Source organism: Mesorhizobium sp. B2-8-5, assembly GCF_006440675.2.
Classification (GTDB): Bacteria; Pseudomonadota; Alphaproteobacteria; order Rhizobiales; family Rhizobiaceae; genus Mesorhizobium.
Window position 1 is genome coordinate 4,131,447 of the sequence record NZ_CP083951.1, and the last position, 19,574, is coordinate 4,151,020.

General features: G+C 63.6%; 20 protein-coding genes and 2 pseudogenes. 17 read left to right on the forward strand and 5 right to left on the reverse strand.

All coding sequences use genetic code 11. From position 1 onward, the window contains the following. Positions 1–55 precede the first annotated feature (55 nt). From FJ430_RS20055 to FJ430_RS20065, 3 genes are all read left to right on the forward strand, one after another. Positions 56–1,684: a DNA alkylation response protein gene (locus FJ430_RS20055; protein WP_140708758.1), complete on the forward strand. Its 1,629-nt coding sequence runs from the start codon at positions 56–58 to the stop codon at positions 1,682–1,684. A gap of 167 nt (positions 1,685–1,851) precedes the next feature. Continuing rightward, positions 1,852–2,409, forward strand: a complete 558-nt coding sequence (locus FJ430_RS20060) for a hypothetical protein (RefSeq protein ID WP_140708760.1) — start codon at positions 1,852–1,854, stop codon at positions 2,407–2,409. Beyond that, complete coding sequence (locus tag FJ430_RS20065) at positions 2,409–2,750, forward strand: DUF6105 family protein (RefSeq protein WP_140708762.1); 342 nt, start codon at positions 2,409–2,411, stop codon at positions 2,748–2,750. The genes FJ430_RS20060 and FJ430_RS20065 overlap by 1 nt, the downstream gene beginning before the upstream one ends. Here the strand turns inward: FJ430_RS20065 and ruvX are convergent. Continuing rightward, a complete protein-coding gene (gene ruvX / locus FJ430_RS20070) occupies positions 2,692–3,174 on the reverse strand; it encodes a Holliday junction resolvase RuvX (RefSeq protein WP_140642770.1) in 483 nt (160 codons plus the stop codon). The two genes, FJ430_RS20065 and ruvX, sit on opposite strands and share 59 nt — an antisense overlap. 117 nt (positions 3,175–3,291) lie before the next feature. Between ruvX and FJ430_RS20075 the strand changes: the two genes are divergently transcribed. The 7 genes and pseudogenes from FJ430_RS20075 (at position 3,292) to FJ430_RS20105 (ending at position 8,205) form a co-directional block, all read left to right on the forward strand. After that, positions 3,292–3,999, forward strand: coding sequence for a metal-dependent hydrolase (locus tag FJ430_RS20075; protein ID WP_140708764.1), 708 nt, complete (start codon positions 3,292–3,294; stop codon positions 3,997–3,999). A gap of 60 nt (positions 4,000–4,059) precedes the next feature. Continuing rightward, positions 4,060–4,446, forward strand: a pseudogene (locus FJ430_RS20080) (hypothetical protein). A 102-nt stretch (positions 4,447–4,548) separates the two neighbouring features. Further along, positions 4,549–4,836: an Asp-tRNA(Asn)/Glu-tRNA(Gln) amidotransferase subunit GatC gene (gene gatC / locus FJ430_RS20085; RefSeq protein WP_140642765.1), complete on the forward strand. Its 288-nt coding sequence runs from the start codon at positions 4,549–4,551 to the stop codon at positions 4,834–4,836. A gap of 3 nt (positions 4,837–4,839) precedes the next feature. Next, complete coding sequence (locus FJ430_RS20090; protein ID WP_140708766.1) at positions 4,840–5,298, forward strand: GNAT family N-acetyltransferase; 459 nt, start codon at positions 4,840–4,842, stop codon at positions 5,296–5,298. Next, positions 5,298–6,863 carry an amidase gene (locus FJ430_RS20095; RefSeq protein WP_140708768.1) on the forward strand — a complete coding sequence of 522 codons (1,566 nt, stop codon included), beginning with the start codon at positions 5,298–5,300 and terminating at the stop codon, positions 6,861–6,863. Before FJ430_RS20090 ends, FJ430_RS20095 begins: the two co-directional genes overlap by 1 nt. Before the next feature lie 169 nt (positions 6,864–7,032). Then, a complete protein-coding gene (locus FJ430_RS20100; protein WP_226891797.1) occupies positions 7,033–7,398 on the forward strand; it encodes a hypothetical protein in 366 nt (121 codons plus the stop codon). A gap of 9 nt (positions 7,399–7,407) precedes the next feature. Continuing rightward, positions 7,408–8,205, forward strand: coding sequence for a YdcF family protein (locus FJ430_RS20105; protein WP_140708772.1), 798 nt, complete (start codon positions 7,408–7,410; stop codon positions 8,203–8,205). Here FJ430_RS20105 and FJ430_RS20110 read toward each other — a convergent pair. Next, positions 8,178–8,357 (reverse strand): annotated as a pseudogene (locus tag FJ430_RS20110) (DUF599 family protein); the annotation flags it as partial. The gene FJ430_RS20105 and the pseudogene FJ430_RS20110 sit on opposite strands and share 28 nt — an antisense overlap. 118 nt (positions 8,358–8,475) lie before the next feature. On the opposite strand from FJ430_RS20110, the gene FJ430_RS20115 reads away from it, so the two are divergent. The 3 genes from FJ430_RS20115 to FJ430_RS20125 all read left to right on the forward strand — a co-directional run bounded on the left by FJ430_RS20115 (position 8,476) and on the right by FJ430_RS20125 (position 11,223). After that, complete coding sequence (locus tag FJ430_RS20115; RefSeq protein WP_140708774.1) at positions 8,476–9,879, forward strand: L-serine ammonia-lyase; 1,404 nt, start codon at positions 8,476–8,478, stop codon at positions 9,877–9,879. Positions 9,880–9,963: 84 nt separating this feature from the next. Beyond that, positions 9,964–10,401, forward strand: coding sequence for a DUF1489 family protein (locus FJ430_RS20120; protein WP_140708776.1), 438 nt, complete (start codon positions 9,964–9,966; stop codon positions 10,399–10,401). 123 nt (positions 10,402–10,524) lie between these two features. Beyond that, the gene (locus FJ430_RS20125) at positions 10,525–11,223 is read left to right on the forward strand and encodes a molecular chaperone DnaJ (RefSeq protein WP_140708778.1); all 699 of its coding nucleotides are present in this window, start codon (positions 10,525–10,527) and stop codon (positions 11,221–11,223) included. 42 nt (positions 11,224–11,265) lie between these two features. On the opposite strand, the gene FJ430_RS20130 is transcribed toward FJ430_RS20125, so the two are convergent. After that, positions 11,266–12,696: a D-alanyl-D-alanine carboxypeptidase gene (locus FJ430_RS20130; RefSeq protein ID WP_140708780.1), complete on the reverse strand. Its 1,431-nt coding sequence runs from the start codon at positions 12,694–12,696 to the stop codon at positions 11,266–11,268. Between the two features lie 289 nt (positions 12,697–12,985). Between FJ430_RS20130 and FJ430_RS20135 the strand changes: the two genes are divergently transcribed. The 4 genes from FJ430_RS20135 to FJ430_RS20150 all read left to right on the forward strand — a co-directional run bounded on the left by FJ430_RS20135 (position 12,986) and on the right by FJ430_RS20150 (position 17,084). Beyond that, complete coding sequence (locus tag FJ430_RS20135) at positions 12,986–13,315, forward strand: phasin family protein (protein ID WP_140642744.1); 330 nt, start codon at positions 12,986–12,988, stop codon at positions 13,313–13,315. A 278-nt stretch (positions 13,316–13,593) separates the two neighbouring features. Then, positions 13,594–13,920, forward strand: coding sequence for an ATP-dependent Clp protease adapter ClpS (gene clpS / locus FJ430_RS20140; RefSeq protein ID WP_041000825.1), 327 nt, complete (start codon positions 13,594–13,596; stop codon positions 13,918–13,920). 6 nt (positions 13,921–13,926) lie between these two features. Further along, positions 13,927–16,392 (forward strand): ATP-dependent Clp protease ATP-binding subunit ClpA, encoded by a 2,466-nt coding sequence (gene clpA / locus FJ430_RS20145; protein ID WP_140653080.1) that lies wholly within the window; start codon positions 13,927–13,929, stop codon positions 16,390–16,392. 65 nt (positions 16,393–16,457) lie between these two features. Beyond that, positions 16,458–17,084, forward strand: coding sequence for a chloramphenicol phosphotransferase CPT family protein (locus FJ430_RS20150; RefSeq protein WP_140708782.1), 627 nt, complete (start codon positions 16,458–16,460; stop codon positions 17,082–17,084). A 12-nt stretch (positions 17,085–17,096) separates the two neighbouring features. Here the strand turns inward: FJ430_RS20150 and FJ430_RS20155 are convergent, their stop codons facing one another. Then, a complete protein-coding gene (locus FJ430_RS20155; RefSeq protein ID WP_140708784.1) occupies positions 17,097–17,525 on the reverse strand; it encodes an HIT family protein in 429 nt (142 codons plus the stop codon). Positions 17,526–17,590: 65 nt separating this feature from the next. Beyond that, positions 17,591–19,288, reverse strand: a complete 1,698-nt coding sequence (locus FJ430_RS20160; protein ID WP_140708786.1) for a sulfatase-like hydrolase/transferase — start codon at positions 19,286–19,288, stop codon at positions 17,591–17,593. Positions 19,289–19,574: the final 286 nt, after the last annotated feature.

The following is a 19,574-nucleotide window of genomic DNA, read 5'->3' on the forward strand; positions in this document are numbered from 1 at the left end:
TCGCGACCGCGGCCTTGAAAATGATAGGACCTCCCTGCCAAACGAAGGATTGGGCTTGACCGACGAGGTGATTAACCAGCCGCCGCCGTTGACGGGCGGCAACGCATGGCGGGGCGATCCGTTGCTCATCCAGCTTGCCGAGCGTTTTTCCGACCCCGTGCGCAAGGATCTCGACGGGCTTGGCCGGTTCGTCATGACGCAGGAGGCGCAGGAGCTCGCCCGCCTCGCCAACACCGACACGCCGAAATTGCGGACGCATGACCGCCAGGGCCGCCGCCTCGACCTGGTCGAATACCATCCGGCCTATCACGCCTTGATGCGCCGCTCGGTCGCCGGCGGGCTGCATTCTTCCGTGTGGGAAAACGGCGATGCCGAGATCGGCCGTCGCCATCAGGTGAGGGCGGCGCGCTTTTATCTGACCGCCGAGCTCGAGACCGGGCATCTTTGTCCCATCACCATGACCAGCGCCTCGCTGGCGGCCTTGATGGCAAGCCCGAAGCTTTTCCGCGAATGGGCGCCGCGCGTGACGACGCGCAAATATGACCAGACACAGAAGCCTCCGGTGCAAAAGACCGGACTGACGCTCGGCATGGGCATGACCGAGAAGCAGGGCGGCACCGACGTGCGCGCCAACACCACGAGGGCGGAGCGCACGGGAAGCGGGTTCTACCGGTTGACCGGCCACAAATGGTTCATGTCGGCGCCGATGTCGGATGCCTTCCTGGTGCTCGGTCAGGCGCCGGAGGGACTGTCCTGCTTCCTCGTGCCGCGCATCCTGGGCGACGGCTCCGGCAACGGCTTCCGCTTCCAGCGTCTGAAGGACAAGCTCGGCAACCGCTCGAACGCCTCGTCGGAGGTGGAGTTCGTCAACGCGATCGGCGAGATGGTCGGCGACCCAGGCGCCGGCGTGAAGACGATCATGGACATGGTGACGCTGACCAGGCTCGACTGCGCTGTCGCTTCGTCGGCGCTGATGCGGGCGGGCCTCGCCGAGGCCGTCCATCACACGCGTCATCGCCAGGTATTCGGCTCCAGCCTGATCGACCAGCCGCTGATGCAGCGGGTTCTGGCCGACATGGCGCTCGATGTCGCCGCGGCCACGGCGCTGTCGTTCCGGCTGGCGCGCTCTTTCGACGAGGCGGCAAGCGATCGCGGCGAGGCGGCCTTTGCCCGCGCCATGACGCCTGTCGTCAAATACTGGGTCTGCAAGATCGCGCCGCAGCTGCTTTACGAGGCGATGGAATGCCTTGGCGGCAACGGCTATGTCGAGGAAGCGCCGCTTGCCCGCTACTACCGGGAGGCGCCGGTCAACGCGATCTGGGAGGGCTCGGGCAATGTCATGGCGCTCGACGTGCTGCGCGTGCTTGGCCGCGCGCCCGGCCTGTTCGAGGAGGTGCTAATCGGCATCGACCGCGATCTCGGCACCGGCGGGCGCGGCACCATCGGCGTGCTGAAAGCCGCCATGCAGGTCGCCGCGACCGACCAAGGCTCGGCGCGGCTGCTCACCGAACAGCTGGCGCTTTCGGCCGCCGCGGCGGAGCTTCGCAGGCTGGGGGCAGGGCGAATCGCCGACGCCTTCGTCGAAACCCGGCTCGGCGGCCAGTGGCGCACCACCTACGGCATGCTCGATTCGCGCCACGACGCGCGCATGATCATCGACACGCTTTATCCGCCGGTGACCTGATCCGGCTTTTCGGCATCATGCCCCAAAAGCGGATTGCCGATCTGTGGATAGCTGTTAACCTTAACAAATGGTTTCCGTTGCGGCGAACCGTTGCAAAGCCCAATCTCCGCTTGCTGGAGTAGGGAACGGTTAACCATGACCCCCCGAGCTCCGCCAGCGGGAAGCGTATGCGGCACGTGTTGAGCTCAGTTCTGGCCTTGCATTGGGCGGTGGTTTTCGCCCTGCTTGCCTATATCTGCATAGACGGCAGCCGCGGCATAGCGGCGGCGCTTGGCGTGCTCGGCCTCTCAGTCCAGGGGAACCGCTTTCCGCAGTTTGAAAATGCCGTCGTGGTCGCGCCGCTTTCGGTCGCGCTGTTGACCGTCGCGGTGCTGTTCTGCTGGACCTTCGTCGAAACGCTGCTCAACGCGGCGGCAAGGCCGGACGCGGGCGAGAGCGTGGCGCGGATCGCCTTCATCTCGGCATCTTTCCTGCTTTCGCTGATCCTCATCGGCGGCGTGGCGCAAGGCGTCGACGGCCTGTTCATGATCGTCGCCATCCAGATGACGGCGCTGCTTGCTTCCTACGTCGCCGTGCTGGCCGAACGCCGCTCCACCTTCGCCGCAATGAATTTGCCGGAGGGCGATGTTCGTGCCGCCTCGCGCATGGCGATGGGCGCCGCGCACAGCTCGCTCCTTTCCCGCATATCCGGCCGTCCGGAACGCAAGCCAGGAGGCAGCCGCTGATGCGCACGCTGTTCGCACTCTGGGCCGCTCCGATGGCCATCTTCTGGGGATGGTTCTTCCTGTCGCTCAACGACATGAATTTCGGCTATGTGATGCTGAGCCGCCAGTTGCATGATTTCGTCTTCGAGCTCTATGGCCAGATGCTGGGCATCGATCCGGCTATTATCCCCGGCATGGTGGCGCGGACCTGCGTTTTCGACTTTTTCCTGCTGATGGGGCTTTGGGCCTTCCGCCGCCGGCGCAACATCGCCGAATGGATCAGGCAGCGCCGGCAGGGCGATATCAGCTCCGATCGGCTCGGCCGAGCGACTGAAGCCGGTCCAACGCTCCCTGCAGAATAAAGGCGGCGGCCGCCGAATCGATCTTGCCGGCGCGCTTCTTGCGCGAGAAATCCATCTCGATCAGTGTGCGTTCAGCAGCGACCGTCGACAGCCGCTCGTCCCACAGCACGAAGGGCAGGTCCGACAGCGGCGCCATGTTGCGGACGAAGGCGCGCGATTTCTGGGCCCGCGGTCCTTCCGAGCCATCCATGTTGACCGGCAGGCCGAGCACGACGGCGCCGACATTGTCCTTCTCGAACTGAGCGAGCAACTGGGCGGCATCGAGCGAAAACTTCTTGCGCAGGATGACCGGGCGCGGATGGGCGAAGGACAGCCCGCGATCGGAAACCGCCACGCCGATCGTCTTGTCGCCGAGATCGAGCCCGGCGAGCGTCCTGCCGCCGGCAAGCCGTTCCGGCAGTTCCTCGATTGAAATAATGCCCAACGGCTTTTCCTGACATCCGGGCGTCACACATTCTTTTGACGGTGAGAAGCGCCGCGCTACTTTCAATTTGCCGGGAGCGTTCTATCTTCCGGCAACGGAAAAATCGAGGAAGCATTCATGAAACTGACCTGGTACGGACATTCGGCATTCCGCGTCGAGACCAAGGACGCCACCATTCTCATCGACCCCTATCTGGTCGGCAACCCGTCCTGGACGGGCGGCTGGGAAGGGCCGGCTGAGGGCGTGACCCATGTGCTCCTGACCCACGGCCACAACGACCATGTCAGCGGCGCGGTCGAGGTGTTGAAGAAAAGCGGCGCCATGCTGGTCGCCAATTTCGAGATCTGCATGTATCTCGTCGGCCAGGGCGTCGGCGGCGACAAGATCAATCCGGGCAATCTCGGCGGCACGGTCGATTGCGGGCCGTTCACCACCACTTTCGTGCAGGCGTTGCATTCGTCCTCCTTCGGCGGTGAGGGCGGCACGAACACCTATCTCGGCAATCCGGGCGGGCTTGTCCTGCACTTTCCCGAGGACAAGACGCTCTACCACATGGGCGACACCGACATCTTCTCCGACATGGGGCTGATCAACGAGCTGCACGAGCCGAAGATCGGCATCGTACCGATCGGTGACCGCTTTACCATGGGCGGTGCGGTGGCGGCGCTTGCCTGCCGCCGCTTCTTCGGCTTCGACACAGTCGTTCCCTGCCATTTCGGCACTTTCTCGATGATCGATCAGACCGCCGACAAGTTCGTCACCGGCATGGAAGGGTCGGGCGTCAAGGTAGCGTTGCCGGAAATAGGCAAGGCGGTCACGATCTAGGTTTCTCCGTCAGGAATCTGGAATAAAATCATAGCCTTGAGACAGACTCTTTGCGTTTCGATGCTGGTCGCGGCAACGCCGGCGCCGGCGGCTGACGATTTCATCGAGGGCGTCTACCTGCAATCCGAGGAACTCTGCGACAAGGCCAAGAACGAGACGCTGCAGACGTGATCGATGCCGGCAACATCGTGCTGACGGCTGAGGGATTGCAAGGGGTCGAGTACTATTGCGAGTTCCTTCAGGTCAGCAAGGCACAGCGCACCGAGCTGGGCCGTGACCGCGATCTGCCAGGAACCCGATCATGTGTTTCCGGACGTGCTTTCGGTCACCCAGGTAAGCGCAAAACAGATCGACCTTGTCTCGGTCCGGCCGGTCGACGATGAGGGCGAGCGGTCCGGTAACGGCGGCAGCTACTATCATTGCGAAGGCGTAGCGCTGCCTCAGTAGCCGAGCGGGCGACCGCGTGCCGACCGCTCCGGCATCATCCATGTTGCGCGGTGAGCGCGGCGCCGCTATAGCCCGCACTGGTTTTCCCGAGGCGAAAAGAACATGTCCGTTGATCTTCAGACCGTGAAGCGCGTCGCGCACCTTGCCCGTATCGCGGTGAGCGAGCAGGACGCCGAGCGCATGACCGGCGAATTGAACGCCATCCTCGGCTTCGTCGAGCAATTGAACGAGGTCGATGTCTCAGGCGTCGAGCCGATGACCTCGGTCACGCCGATGGAGATGAAGAAGCGCCAGGATGCCGTCACCGACGGCAACAAGGCCGCCGACATCGTCGCCAACGCGCCGGCGACGGAAGAGAATTTCTTCCTCGTTCCGAAGGTGGTGGAGTAGGCTGTGGCTGTCGAGATCGCCATCGAGACGCCTTTGCAGGACGACGTGCGTGCGCTGGTCGCCGAACTCAACGCCGCGCTGCTCGAGCTGACGCCGCCCGAGCACTGCTATCATCTCACCGTCGAGCAGATGGCGGGCATGGATACGACGGTGTTCATCGCCCGCGACCACGGCCTTGCCGTCGGCTGCGGCGCGCTCAAGCGCCATGACGATGCCACCGGCGAGGTCAAGCGCATGTATACGCGGCCCTCGCACCGCGGCCGCAAGATCGGCGCCGAGATCGTCGGACGTGTCGAGGCGCTTGCCCGGAAGGAAGGGCTGAAGCGTCTGGTTCTCGAAACCGGCGATCGGCACCCTGCCGCCTGGACCGTTTATGAGCGCGCCGGATTCTCGCGTTGCGGACCGGTGCTGGATTATCCCGACTCCGAATGGTCGGTGTTTTACGAAAAGAGCCTTGCCTGATGAGCGATCTCACACATCTCACCATTTCCGAGGCCCGCGCCAAGCTGCGCGGCAAGGAGATCACCGCGGCCGAGATCACCGAGGCCTATCTCGCGGCGATCGATCGCGCCAATCCCGTGCTCAACGCCTATGTGGCTGTCACCGCCGACAAGGCGCGCGACATGGCCAAGGCTTCCGATGCCAGGCTCGCCGCGGGCGAGGGCGGCGCGCTGGAAGGCATTCCGCTCGGCATCAAGGACCTGTTCGCTACCCAAGGCATCCACACCCAGGCCTGCAGCCATGTGCTGGACGGCTTCAGGCCGCGCTACGAATCGACCGTGACCAGCAACCTGTGGGCCGATGGCGCGGTGATGCTCGGCAAGCTCAACATGGACGAGTTCGCCATGGGCTCGTCGAACGAGACCTCCTATTACGGCCCGGTGATCAATCCGTGGCGGCGTTCGCGCCTCGACACGGTCGTCATGCCGACGACGCATCAGGGCGACGGTGGCTTTGTTTCCGCCGGCGGCACGAAGACGGCGCGGACCTTGGACAATGCCCAGTTGGTGCCGGGCGGCTCGTCTGGCGGCTCGGCATCGTCCGTGGCCGCCTTCCTCTGCGCGGGCGCCACCGCCACCGACACCGGCGGCTCGATCCGCCAGCCAGCCGCCTTCACGGGCACGGTCGGCATCAAGCCGACTTACGGGCGCTGCTCGCGCTGGGGCGTCGTCGCCTTCGCTTCCTCGCTAGACCAGGCGGGGCCGATCGCGCGCGACGTGCGCGACGCCGCCATCCTGTTGAAGTCGATGGCTTCCGTCGATCCGAAGGACACGACCTCGGTCGACCGCCCGGTGCCGGACTATGAAGCGGCGGTCGGCAAGCCGGTCAGGGGCATGAAGGTAGGCATTCCGAAGGAGTACCGCGTCGACGGCATGCCGGAAGACATCGAGGCGCTCTGGCAGAAGGGCATCGCCTGGCTGAAAGATGCCGGCGCCGAGATCGTCGATATCTCCCTGCCGCACACCAAATATGCCTTGCCCGCCTACTATATCGTGGCACCCGCCGAGGCGTCGTCGAACCTCGCCCGCTATGACGGCGTGCGCTACGGCCTGCGCGTGCCCGGCAAGGACATCGTCCACATGTATGAGAAGACGCGTGCCGCCGGCTTCGGTCGCGAGGTCAAGCGTCGCATCATGATCGGCACCTATGTGCTGTCGGCCGGCTATTACGACGCCTACTATCTGCAGGCGCAGAAGGTGCGCACGCTGATCAAGCGCGACTTCGAGAACGTCTTTGCAGCCGGCGTCGACGTCATCCTGACGCCTGCGACACCGTCGGCCGCCTTCGGCGTCGCCGACGAGGACATGGCTTCCGATCCGGTCAAGATGTACCTCAACGACATCTTCACCGTGACCGTGAACATGGCGGGTCTTCCCGGCATTTCCGTGCCGGCCGGCCTCGACGGCAAGGGCCTGCCGCTCGGCCTGCAGCTGATCGGTCGCCCGTTCGACGAGGAAACGCTGTTCCAGACGGCGCATGTGATCGAAAAGGCCGCGGGCAGATTCCAGCCGGAGAAATGGTGGTAGGATGTCGGCCCCGTCTCGCATATCCATTGTCGAGACGGCGGGCGAACTGATCATCGGCAACCCGCCGCGGCGTTCGGCCATAAGAACAGGCTTTGTCCTGCTCTCTGTCGGGATTGTCGCCGTCACCGCGTATTGGGGGTTCTTCGACAGGTCGCCGGCGACGATCGCGATGGGCCTCGTTGGTCTTGTTTCATTCCTGGCTGTCGTTGGGTTGTTCGCCTATTTCCTCGGCAAGGAATTGCTGTGGCTGGCTAGCGCCGGGGAAGAGCTGCGCGTCACCAGAACCACCGTGCTCCGCAAAACCAGGGGCAGCCCGCTTCCCGATCGCGCCTCCCTGACCTTCAGTGGGCCGCTCTCGGTCGAAATCCTGAACCATCCCTATCCGACCGACGAGGCCGGCCTGAAGGAAGTTGTCCGTTTGACCGGCGCAACAGGTTCAATCTCCTTTGGCCGGGAACTGAGCCGGCCCGAAGCTGAAGCGGTGGCGGAAGCCGTTAGGCGATTTACCGCCACCAACCATTCCTATGCTCGGTAGGTGCCAAGCGTGTTCTACTATCTTTCCAAGATTCTCTGGTTTTTCATCCAGCCGATCAATCTGGCCATCTTCCTGCTGCTCGCCGGCCTGCTTGCGGCGCTGTTCGGGCGCCGGCGGCTGGCTGCAACCGGCAGCGTGCTGGCTTTTCTGATCCTGATGCTTTCGGCCTGGACGTCGGTTGGCGCGATGATGTTGACCCCGCTCGAAGAACGCTTCCCCAAGCCGCCACTACCGGAAAAGGTCGATGGCATCGTCGTGCTTGGCGGCGGCTTCGAGGGCGCCATCAACCTGGCGCGCGGCGGCTATGAGTTGAACAGCAGCGGCGACCGTATGGTCGAGACCGCGATCCTGGCGAGGCACTTTCCCCAAGCGAAGATCGTGGTGTCCGGCGGCAACGGTTCGCTTTTCCTCGACGGCGAGGGCGACGCCGACACGGCACCGCGGCTGCTCGGGGCGCTCGGCGTTTCGGCCGATCGCATGATCCTCGAGGACAAATCCCGCAACACCTACGAGAATGCTGTCTTCTCGCGGAATCTCGTCGAGCCGAAACCGGGCGAGACCTGGCTGCTGGTCACCTCGGCTTTCCACATGCCGCGCGCCAAGGCGCTGTTCGACAAGGCGGGTTTTGCGACCATTCCGTGGCCGGTCGATTATCGCACCTCGGGCAGGGAAGGCGTCGGCTTCTACCGCGACAATCCGGTCGACTCGGTGCAGGCGACCACCATTGCGGTGCGCGAGTGGATCGGGCTTTTCGCCTACAGGCTGTCCGGCAGGATCGATCAGTTCTTCCCCGGGCCGGGCGGCTGACCGAGCACCGCCTGCCGGGCCGCGGAGAAGAACTGACGGCGCACCGGCACGGCAAACAGCACCAGCGTCGACACCACGAACACCACCGGATCGACGAACCAGCCGAGATAGCCGATCGGGAAGAAGACGGCGCGCAGGCCCGAGTTGAAGTGATGTCGCTGACGGAGCAAACAAGGTCGGCAGCCGCCGCGCCGCAGCATGCAAAACAGCGGAACATCCCGGGAATTCCTATATGTAGGTTTCAAGCGACCCTCAGGAGACAACGCCCCCGTGTTCCTTTCGGTTTTCGACCTGTTCAAGATCGGCATCGGCCCGTCGAGCTCGCACACGATGGGCCCGATGACGGCCGCACGGCGATTCCTCGACGAGATCCTGGCCGGCGACTGGCCGCGTCCGGCAGGCGTCAAGGTCGACCGCATCGGCGCGAGCCTGCATGGCTCGCTCGCCTATACCGGCATCGGCCACGGCTCGGATCGGGCCGTTGTCCTCGGCTTGGCAGGCCAGACGCCGCAGACGGTCGATCCTGACGAGGCCGATAGCATCGTCGCCCGCATCGGCGCGCAGAAGCGCATTTCGCCGCCCGGGCATCCGGCATACCGCTTCGATCCCGCCAAGGACCTCGTGCTCGACCGCAAGACGCAGCTGACCGGTCATGCCAACGGCATGGCCTTCTATGCCTATGACGCATCCGACCGGCTGCTGCTCAAGCGCATCTACTATTCGATCGGCGGCGGTTTCGTCGTTTCGGAGGAAGAGCTGCAGCGCATGAAGGCAAAGGGCTCGGTGACGACCGAGGGCAAGAACGTGCCGTACCCCTTCAAGAACGCCGTCGAAATGCTGGCGATGGCAGCCAAGAGCGGGCTTTCGATCGCCGAGATGAAGCGCGCCAACGAGGAAAAGCATATGTCGCGCGAGGAGCTCGACGAAGGCCTCGACGCGATCTGGGGCGCGATGAAGGGCTGCATCGATCGCGGCTTGTCGCAGGACGGCATCATGCCGGGCGGGCTGAAGGTGCGCCGCCGGGCGCGGCAGCTGCACGACAAGCTGCAGGAACAGTGGCAGCAGAACAGGCCCAATCCCTTGCTCGCCAATGACTGGCTGTCGATCTATGCGATGGCGGTCAACGAGGAAAACGCTGCCGGCGGGCGCGTGGTGACGGCGCCGACCAATGGCGCCGCCGGCACGTTGCCGGCAGTGCTGCGCTACTGGCTGCATTTCCATCCTGAAGCCGACCAGCCGAGCATCCGCGACTTCCTGCTGACGGCCGCCGCCGTCGGCGGCATCATCAAGTCCAACGCCTCGATCTCGGGCGCCGAGGTCGGCTGCCAGGGCGAGGTGGGTTCGGCTTCGGCGATGGCCGCCGCCGGCCTGTGCGCCGTCATGGGCGGCACGCCGGAGCAGGTGGAGAACGCCGCCGAGATCGCGCTCGAGCATCATCTCGGCATGACGTGCGATCCCGTCGGCGGCCTGGTGCAGGTGCCCTGCATCGAACGCAACGCGCTGGGCGCGGTGAAGGCGGTGACGGCCGCTTCCTTGGCCATCAAGGGCGACGGCACGCATTTTGTGCCGCTCGATGCCGCGATCGAAACCATGCGCCAGACCGGCCTCGACATGAACGAGAAGTACAAGGAAACCAGCCTCGGCGGCTTGGCGGTCAATGTCGTCGAGTGCTGAGGTCCTACCAAGACTCCAGGCTGGTCCTGTGGAGAAGTCGCTCAAGGCGTTGACGCGTCAACCCTTGCGGCTAAATCTTGGGACATGTCACTTAATCTCCTAAAACTGTGCGTCGGCTGCGACAGCGTCGAGGACCTCGAAGAGTGGATTGCGTTCCGCCTCGACGAGCGGCGCCGTGCCGGCGAGCCGGCCGAGCACTGGCACACCACCCGCATGGTGCCGACGCGCGGCGGCGAGATCACCGATGGCGGCTCGCTCTATTGGGTGATCAAGGGCAATGTGCAGTGCCGGCAGCTAATCACCGAGATCCGGCCTTTCACCGACGGCGAGGGCATCGGCCGCTGCCATCTTATGCTCGATCCGAATGTGGTGCGCACCGACTGGCAGCCCCGCCGCGCCTTCCAGGGCTGGCGCTATCTGAAGCCCGCCGATGCGCCGGGCGATCTTGGCAAGGGCGGGGCGGCGCTCGCCGGAATGCCGCCCAAGCTGAGGCTCGAACTCGCCGAACTCGGTCTGCTCTAGCGCGATTTTGCGTACCGCCTCCGGCGCTGGCCCTTCGGCTCGTCCGATGTGGGACTTGCAAGCGCCGGACCTTGGTCCCATCCTATTTCTTATGCTCGGTCATCCGTATGGCGGTGCTAATCGATGGGCGTGATCCTTGCTTTGGCAGCGGTGCTCGTGGTGCTTTTCGGCACCGCGATGCTCTTTGTGCGCGCGGACGCGGCAAGGATGGCCGACGGTCTGAGATCGCTTGGGCCGGCCTTCCTGGGGCTGGTTGGCGCGCCCATGCTGATCTTCGGCCGCAGCCTTATCGGCGGACTGCTTTTGCTCGCGGCGCTGGCCTGGGTCGGATGGATACGCACAAGGCGGCCTCCGGCGCGGGCGGCCGCCTCCAAGCATTCGACAGTGCGCACCGCCGCGCTCGAAATGGACCTCGACCACGACAGCGGCAGGCTCGAGGGGCTTGTCTTGGCCGGGCGTTATGAAGGCAAGATGCTGGGGGCCATGGGACTGACGGACCTGCGCCAACTTCATGGCGAGCTCAGTCCCGATCCGGAGAGCCGCCAGCTCCTAGAGACGTATCTTGACGGCCGTTTTCCCGTCTGGCGCAAGGACGCGCAGCCTCACGGTGGCGAAGGGCTGGGTGTTGCGCCAGGTGCGGGCGCCATGACTAAGGAGGAGGCCTACAAGGTCCTTGGTCTTGAAGCGGGGGCTGCCGCGGCGGATATCCGCAAGGCGCACCGCCGCCTGATGCAGCGCCTGAACGCCGATGTCGGCGGCACGTCTGTCCTGGCGGCGCGGATCAATGAAGCCAAGGACGTCTTGCTCTCCAATCACGATTAGTCTCCTTCGACGCCGGTACCTTCCGGGAGATTCAACAGCCGCCTATTGCTCGACGGCGTAGCACGAGATTTTCTTGCGCTTCAGGGCATCGCAGGCCTTCCAGGCGGCGCCCTTCGAGCCGAAGCCGCCGAAGCGGACGCGGTAGTAGGTTGTGCCATCCTTGTCGAATGCGACGGTGAAGCCCGATGCGTCGGCCAGGATCCTCGGCGCCTGCTTGGCGGTCTGATCGAGCAGCGCCTGGGCTCCCGTTTTCGTCGGCGAGGAGGCAACCTGAACCACCCAGCCAGACGGCACCGACGACGTCTTGACCGGATCGATCGCGGGCGCGGCCGGCGCGGGTTCGGCATAGGCGGTGACGACCTGGGGCGAGGTCTCCTGGGATTCAGGGGCAGGCGCCATGGCGGCGACGGCAACCGTCTTCACCTTCTTGACCTTGATGACGGGCTTCGTCTCCTCGGCGACCTGCTGGGCGTCGTCGTCCTGGACGTCATCGTCGGCTGAGGCAACGACAGTGTCATCCGTTGCCGGCTTGGCGTCCGGAGTGGGCGCGTCATGCTTGGGCAAGAAGACCTTGGCCAAGGTCTTGATCGGATTGTCGCCGCCCTTGGCGATGAGATCGCCACCGCCGCGCGTCGAAGCGCGCGGCAGATAGGTGTTGATCAGCGCGGCCATCTGGTTGTCGCGGCTGCGGCCGGAAGCGCCGCCCATCACCACCGCGACCAGGCGGCGATCGCCGTCGGCCACGGAGGAGACGAGGTTGTAACCCGAGGCGCGGGTGTAGCCGGTCTTGATGCCGTCGACGCCCTTGATGCGGCCAAGCAGGCGGTTGTGGCCGTTGATGCGCTGGCGGCCATACAGGAACGAGCGCTGCGAGAAATAGCCGTAATATTGCGGGTAGTGCTCACGCAGCGCGATGCCAAGCATGGCCATGTCGTGCGCCGTGGTGAACTGGCCGGGATCGGGCAAGCCGTTGGCGTTGCGGAAAACGGTGCCGTTCATGCCGAGCTGGCGCGCCTTGGCCGTCATCATGCGGGCGAAATTGTCTTCGCTGCCGCCGAGCATTTCGCCAAGCGCGGTTGCCGAGTCATTTGCCGATTTCGTTACGATCGACAGAATAGCGGTCTCGACCGGAACCGAGCCGCCGGGCCGAACGCCGAGCTTGGTCGGTGCCTCGGCGGAGGCATGCGCGGAAAACGGAACCGGCGTGTTCTTGCTGATCCTGCCTTTCGCCAACGCCTCGAAAGTCAAATAGAGCGTCATCATCTTGGTGAGCGAAGCCGGATAGCGCCGGCCATTGGCATCGGCCGAATAAAGCACCTTGCCGGTCTTGGCGTCGACGACGATGGCCGCGGACCTTGCCGCAAGAGCCGAAGCGACATCGGCGGCGACAATCGTCACCGCGAGCGCGGCAACCATGATTGCCTTGAAGGAGAGAGAAGATTTGGAGACGAAGCCCGACAACGCCTGACGCACCGTTACTTACCCTGAATTTTCGTTGCCCCGGAGGCGGCAAAGGGAGTGCCTGCCTCGCTTCCGGCCAAGCTATCGCGCCCAGCGTTACCAATCCGTTTATGGTAACCGCAGCGTTCACCATTTTTCGGCAAATCGAGCTTCTCTTTAATCGAATTTTACCGGCCGCCGGCGCTGGACCCCTGCTTACCCAAGGGATTCTTGACTTTTGTGCATCGCACAATATATTGAAGTGCATTGCACAAGGGCGCCCGGGGCCAAAAAGGGCGTTTCAACCAAAGGGAAGCATGAAATGACCCAGACCTATGAGGACTTCACGAAATACGGCAAGGAATTTGCCGACACCGGGCTGAAGAGCTTTGCCTCGCTCAGCAAGGGCGCGCAGGCGATCGCCACCGAAGCCGGCGAATACACCAAGAAGAGCTTCGAAGCCGGCAGCGCCGCCTTCGAGAAGCTGTTCGCGGCCAAGTCGATCGAGAAGGCCGTCGAGATCCAGACCGATTACGCCAAGCAGAGCTATGAGAGCTTCGTGGCCGAGGCCAGCAAGATCGGCAATCTCTATGCCGAACTCGCCAAGGAAGCTTACAAGCCCTTCGAATCGGTGGTCGCCAAGGCGAAGTAATTTCGCCCAATCACACCCGACAAGGCCAGCCGGCCAGTCGGAAAGGCCCGGTCGCGGAAACGCGGCCGGGTTTTTTCATGCGCGAGCGCAACTCGATGCACATTAACCGCATTCACGATTGAGAAATTCGCAGAGGTTTGCCCACCTAGCCATATTGTCAGCTAAACAGAAGGGCTTAAAATCGTTCATCGAGAACCTACATGTTGAACTCGCATGAGGATTCGAAAAGGCTGGACTACGTGACGATCGGTTTGACTGCCACGGCAGGCGTGGTGCGAATGCAAGGTGACGGAGACCGCAACGATCCCGGTCGCGGCACCGCTGTCATCACGCGCACCAAAACCAAGACCAAGAAGCCCAGTCTCTACCGGGTCCTCATTCTGAACGACGACTACACGCCGATGGAGTTCGTCGTTCACGTCCTGGAGCGGTTTTTCCAAAAGGACCGCGAGGCCGCCACACGCATCATGCTTCATGTTCACAATCATGGAGTGGGCGAGTGCGGTGTCTACACATTCGAGGTGGCCGAGACCAAAGTGTCTCAGGTCATGGATTTCGCCCGACAGAATCAGCATCCGCTGCAATGCGTGATGGAGAAGAAGTGAGGTAACATGCCGGCTTTCTCCCAAGGCCTGGAAAAGGCGCTACATCAGGCGCTGACATTCGCCAACGAGCGGCATCATGAATATGCGACGCTCGAACATTTGCTGCTCGCCCTGATCGACGACACCGAGGCGGCCGCCGTCATGCGTGCCTGCAACGTCGATCTCGACGAGCTCAAGCATACGGTTCTCACCTATATCGACACCGAGCTCGACAACCTCGTCACCGGTTACGACGAGGATTCGAAGCCGACGGCAGGTTTCCAGCGCGTCATCCAGCGCGCCGTGATCCATGTGCAGTCGTCCGGCCGCGAGGAAGTGTCCGGCGCCAACGTGCTCGTCGCCATCTTCGCCGAGCGCGAGAGCCACGCCGCCTATTTCCTGCAGGAACAGCAGATGACCCGCTACGACGCGGTCAATTACATCTCGCATGGCATCGCCAAGCGCCCGGGCGCTTCGGAGTCGCGCACGCCGCGCGGCGCCGAGGACGAGCAGGGCGGCCAGAATGGCGCCGAGCCGCAGGAAGAGGGCGGCAAGAAGAAGCAGCAGGACGCGCTGACGGCCTACTGCGTCAATCTCAACAACAAGGCGCGGGCCGGCAAGATCGACCCGCTGATCGGCCGCGACAGCGAGATCAACCGCACCATCCAGGTGCTGTGCCGCCGTTCCAAGAACAACCCGCTCTATGTCGGCGACCCCGGCGTCGGCAAGACGGCGATCGCCGAAGGCCTCGCCAAGCGCATCGTCGAAGGCGACGTGCCTGAAGTGCTGCAGGACGCCACCATTTTCGCGCTCGACATGGGCACGCTCTTGGCCGGCACCCGCTATCGTGGCGACTTCGAGGAGCGGCTGAAGCAGGTCGTCAAGGAGCTCGAGGATTATCCGGGCGCTGTGCTGTTCATCGACGAGATCCACACGGTGATCGGGGCGGGCGCCACTTCGGGCGGCGCCATGGATGCATCGAACCTTCTGAAGCCGGCGCTGTCGTCCGGCGCCATCCGCTGCATCGGCTCGACCACCTACAAGGAGTTCCGCCAGTTCTTCGAGAAGGACCGCGCGCTGGTGCGGCGTTTCCAGAAGATCGACGTCAACGAGCCGACCATCGAGGACGCCATCGAGATCATGAAGGGCCTGAAGCCCTATTTCGAGGAGTTCCACAAGGTCCGCTATACGAGCGAAGCCATCAAGGCCTCGGTCGAGCTGTCGGCGCGCTACATCAACGACCGCAAGCTGCCGGACAAGGCGATCGACGTGATCGACGAGACCGGCGCCTCGCAGATGCTGGTGCCGGAAGCCAAGCGCAAGAAGACGATCGGCATCAGGGAGATCGAGGCGACGATCGCCACCATGGCGCGCATCCCGCCGAAGACCGTCTCGGCCGATGACGAGAAGGTGCTGCAGGGCCTCGATATCGAGCTGAAGCGCGTCGTATACGGCCAGGACACCGCGATCACCGCGCTGACCTCGGCGATCAAGCTGGCGCGCGCCGGCCTGCGCGAACCGGAGAAGCCAATCGGCTCCTACCTGTTCTCAGGGCCAACCGGCGTCGGCAAGACGGAAGTGGCCAAGCAGCTTGCCGCCTCGCTTGGCGTCGAGCTGATCCGCTTCGACATGTCGGAATATATGGAACGCCACACCGTCTCGCGGCTGATCGGCGCGCCTCCCGGCTATGTCGGCTTCGACCAGGGCGGCTTGTTGACCGACGGCGTCGACCAGCATCCGCACTGCGTGCTGCTGCTTGACGAGGTCGAGAAGGCGCATCCGGACCTGTTCAACATCCTGCTGCAGGTGATGGACCACGGCAAGCTGACCGACCACAACGGCAAGCAGATCGACTTCCGCAATGTGATCCTGATCATGACCACCAATGCGGGCGCGTCGGATGCGCAGCGCGCGGCGATCGGCTTCGGCTCGACCAAGCGCGAAGGCGACGACGTCGAGGCGATCAACCGGCTGTTCACGCCGGAGTTCCGCAACCGTCTGGACGCTATCATCCCGTTCGGCTCGTTGCCGGTGCCGGTCATCCATCAGGTGGTGCAGAAGTTCGTCATGCAGCTCGAGGCGCAGCTGTCCGAGCGTGGCGTTACCTTCGACCTGTCGCCGGACGCGATCGCCTGGCTGGCCGACAAGGGTTACGACGAGCGTATGGGCGCGCGTCCGCTCGGCCGCGTCATCCAGGAGCATATCAAGAAGCCCCTGGCCGACGAGGTGCTGTTCGGCAAGCTCAAGAAGGGCGGCACGGTGCGCGTCACCGTCGAGAAGAAGGAAACCGGCGAGTCCGGCCTGAAGCTCGAATCGCTCGCCGACGAGTCGCCCGTGCAGCCGAAGAAGGAAGAGCCGGAAGACGCGCCGAAGCCGAAAAAGGCGGTCGCCAAGAAGCCTGCGCCCAAGAAGGCGGTGGCGCAGAAGCCGGAGCCGAAGGGCAAGGACGGCAACAAGCGCAGCCTTGTGCCGCAACTGCCGCGCAAGGGCTGACAAGCCCTCGCTTGAAATACAGAAGGCCCCGGAAACGGGGCCTTTTTCGTTGAAAGGAGCACCGCTTGGAAGCCGGACAGATCATCATCCTCAACGGCGCGCCGCGCTCGGGAAAATCGAGCATCGCCGCGGCGATCCAGGAGACATTCGAGGGTGTGTGGATCAATCTCGGCGTCGACGCCTGCGCCCAAGCCACGCCGCCGCGGCTGCGCCCGGGTATCGGCCTGCGTCCCGGTGGCGAACGCCCCGACATCGAGGCTTTCGTGCCGCTGCTTTACGCCGCGCTTTACGTTTCGATCGCCGCTCACAGCCGGCTGGGACTCAATGTCGTCGTCGATATCGGTCATCACGACGCCTATTCCAGATCGCTGAACATCCTTCCCCATTGTGCGCGACGCCTGGCCGGCCTGCCGGTGCTGCTCGTCGGCGTCCGCTGCCCGATCGACGAGGTGTTGCGAAGGCGCGCAGCAGGTGGGGAAGGTACTCCATATGTCATTGGAACGGACGACGATCCCATGCCGCTGCCCGTCCGCCGCTGGCAGGAAGAGGTGCACAAGCCCGGCCTCTACGACCTGGAAGTCGATACGTCGTTGCTCAGCCCACGGGCATGCGCAGGGTCGATCCGCGAGAGGCTCATCGCGGGACCGGCGCCAATGGCTTTCCACACATTGGCGAATTTGCCGACCGCCTGAGCGCCGGTCCGTTCAGCTTCCCAGCGCTGCTCGGATCTTGCCGGCGTTCTCGGCCAACACCTCCGGCTTCTCCATCTGGCCCGAATGCGGCTTCAACGGTATGCCCTCGAAGCGCGGGACGACATGGACATGGAGATGATAGACGGTCTGCCCGGAAGCCGGCTCGTTGAACTGCATCAGGGTGACGCCGTCGGCGTTGAAGGCCTTTTTCACCGCGACCGCAACTTTCTGCGCCACGCCGAACAATGGGCCGAGCGTTGCCGGATCGGCGTCGAGCATGTTGCGCGACGGCGCCTTGGGCACCACCAGCGTGTGGCCCATGCCTTGCGGCATCACATCCATGAAGGCGACGACCGCGTCGTCCTCGTAGACGCCGTGCGAGGGAATCTCGCCGCGCAGGATTTTCGCGAAGATGTTGCCGGGATCATAGGCTTCGGCCATGGGGTGACACTCCCAATTGCATTCGCCGTCCGGTGTAGCGAAGCTGCCGATGGGCGGCAAGGCGCTCAGGCGAGATCGACCATGCCCGCTTCGACAAGAGCCCGGTGGAAGCGCTTCTTGCGCACGGACTCGCTTGCGAAATAGCGAGCGGCACAGTCAGCCAGAAGGGCCGTCCTGGTCGCGAATACCGGATCGAGCGGCAGACGCGCGGCGGACATGGTCAATGTCGACAGGAATGCCGCGTCGAGCATGGCAGGAGCGGCCAGATCGGCGGGCAAAGCGCTGTTGATCGCCTCGATCGCGTAGAAGGTCTTGTGCAAGGCTCTGTCGGAAGGCGGCAGGCCGGTGAGGGCGGCTGTGAATGACGGCTGGTGATCGCCGTAACGCACGACGATGGCTGGCCGGCCATTCAGCGCGGTTTCGAGTTGTCCGCGAAACGCGGCATAGGCCTCGATGCTTTCTGCCAGCCGCACGGCATATTCGCCGTAATTCTCATTGCCGCTCAGCGCGACGGCTTCACGGCGGATATCGGCCTGAAGCTCGGGCGGAAAGATGCGGCGACGGTGATCGCCGTGGTTCATCAGCGTCATTATCGAGAGGAAACAGGGCCTCTCGCTTCCCAAGCGGTCCGCAATCCGGTTCAGAGCATGGCTGTAAAGCTGTTCGTCATGGCGCTCGCGACGCCAGCGCTCCAGATCGAAGGGCGGCGGCAAGGTCGCGGCATAGGCGACCTCCTCGAACCCGATCGATTTATAGAAGCGATCGCAATTGACGAAGTTGGGACGATCGCAGCTCACATGCGACACATGGTACCCCATGCCTGAAAGCACCGAGGGCAATGAGTGGCGCACCCGCCCAGCCAGCAGATGAAAGACGAAGCGGCTGTCGTTGCCGAAGGAAAGCGAGGACAGGCCGGTCAGCACCGAGAATTCGGTCTGCAGCGTGCTGCCGCCGAAAACATCGACATGCAAAGCCCCAGACAGACCGTTTGCGGGCGAGAAGAATTGCTCGAAAGCACGGTTGATCGGCACGCCATGGTGCCTCGGATCAAATGTCGATTCGTGCAGGACCATGAAGATGTGCGGTCGAGCCTCGCCGTTATCCCGCTTAGCCGGCACAGGCGGCAGAAACGGCAGCGGATCGTGAGCGATGTCAACGAAGCCCGGCCGTTGCGAAGGTCCCGCGCCGAGCCACGACGCCACGAAGGCGGAGAGATGCGCGCGATCCCTGGTGAGCAGGTCGAAGCGGAAACGAGGCGCTCCGCCGCTCAACCGATAGACTGCCACGTAGATCAGCACAGCTACGGCGAAAATCGCGAGGCGCAGCGAGAGCGATGTCGCCTGTTCCACCAGAGTTATGTCGACAAGCATGGCGACCGCAACGATCGCCGCTCCGGCGAAGAGGGCCGGGATCGCCATTCGGGCATTGTCGACAAAGACGCTGCGCCAACTGCTCGCGGCCAGATGATAGAGATCTCCGGCCAGAAGATTGAAGCCGAGATAGCGGTATTTCAGCTTCGAGGCGATACCGATGATGGCCGTCAGCATGAGCGTCATCCAGAGCGCGACGATCGCGCCTGGAAAAAACAGGTGCAGGAAAGCAAAGAGAAGGAAGAAGGTGGAAAAGCCGAGAGGCCAGGTTCCCGGCTTGCCTTCGAGCCGGACGGTCAACAGCAGCGCGGCCGCAAGCCCCGCCACACCGAGCCATTGCCCGACGCCCCAAGATGCCCAAAACAGCATGCCAACCCCAAGGTGCTCGCGCACCAATGCCCCTGGCGATGACTTAGCGGATTCCACCAATCCGGTAAACAGCAGGCGTTGAGCCGGCTTCGTTGCTTAGCCAATATTATAGGCAGCTCTCGACGGCAGGCTCTGCTATTGCTTGAGAGCCGACATTTGTCGTCTGATGCGGCAATCTAGAGCGTTTCGCCGTTTCACGAAAACGGCGAAACGTCCCATCTCTTTGTTTTTACGCAATTCCGGGCGGGAGGTTACGGCGAAGGCGCCGAACTTAACCGCTCACACTTTTCCTGGAATTGCTTTAGGACGG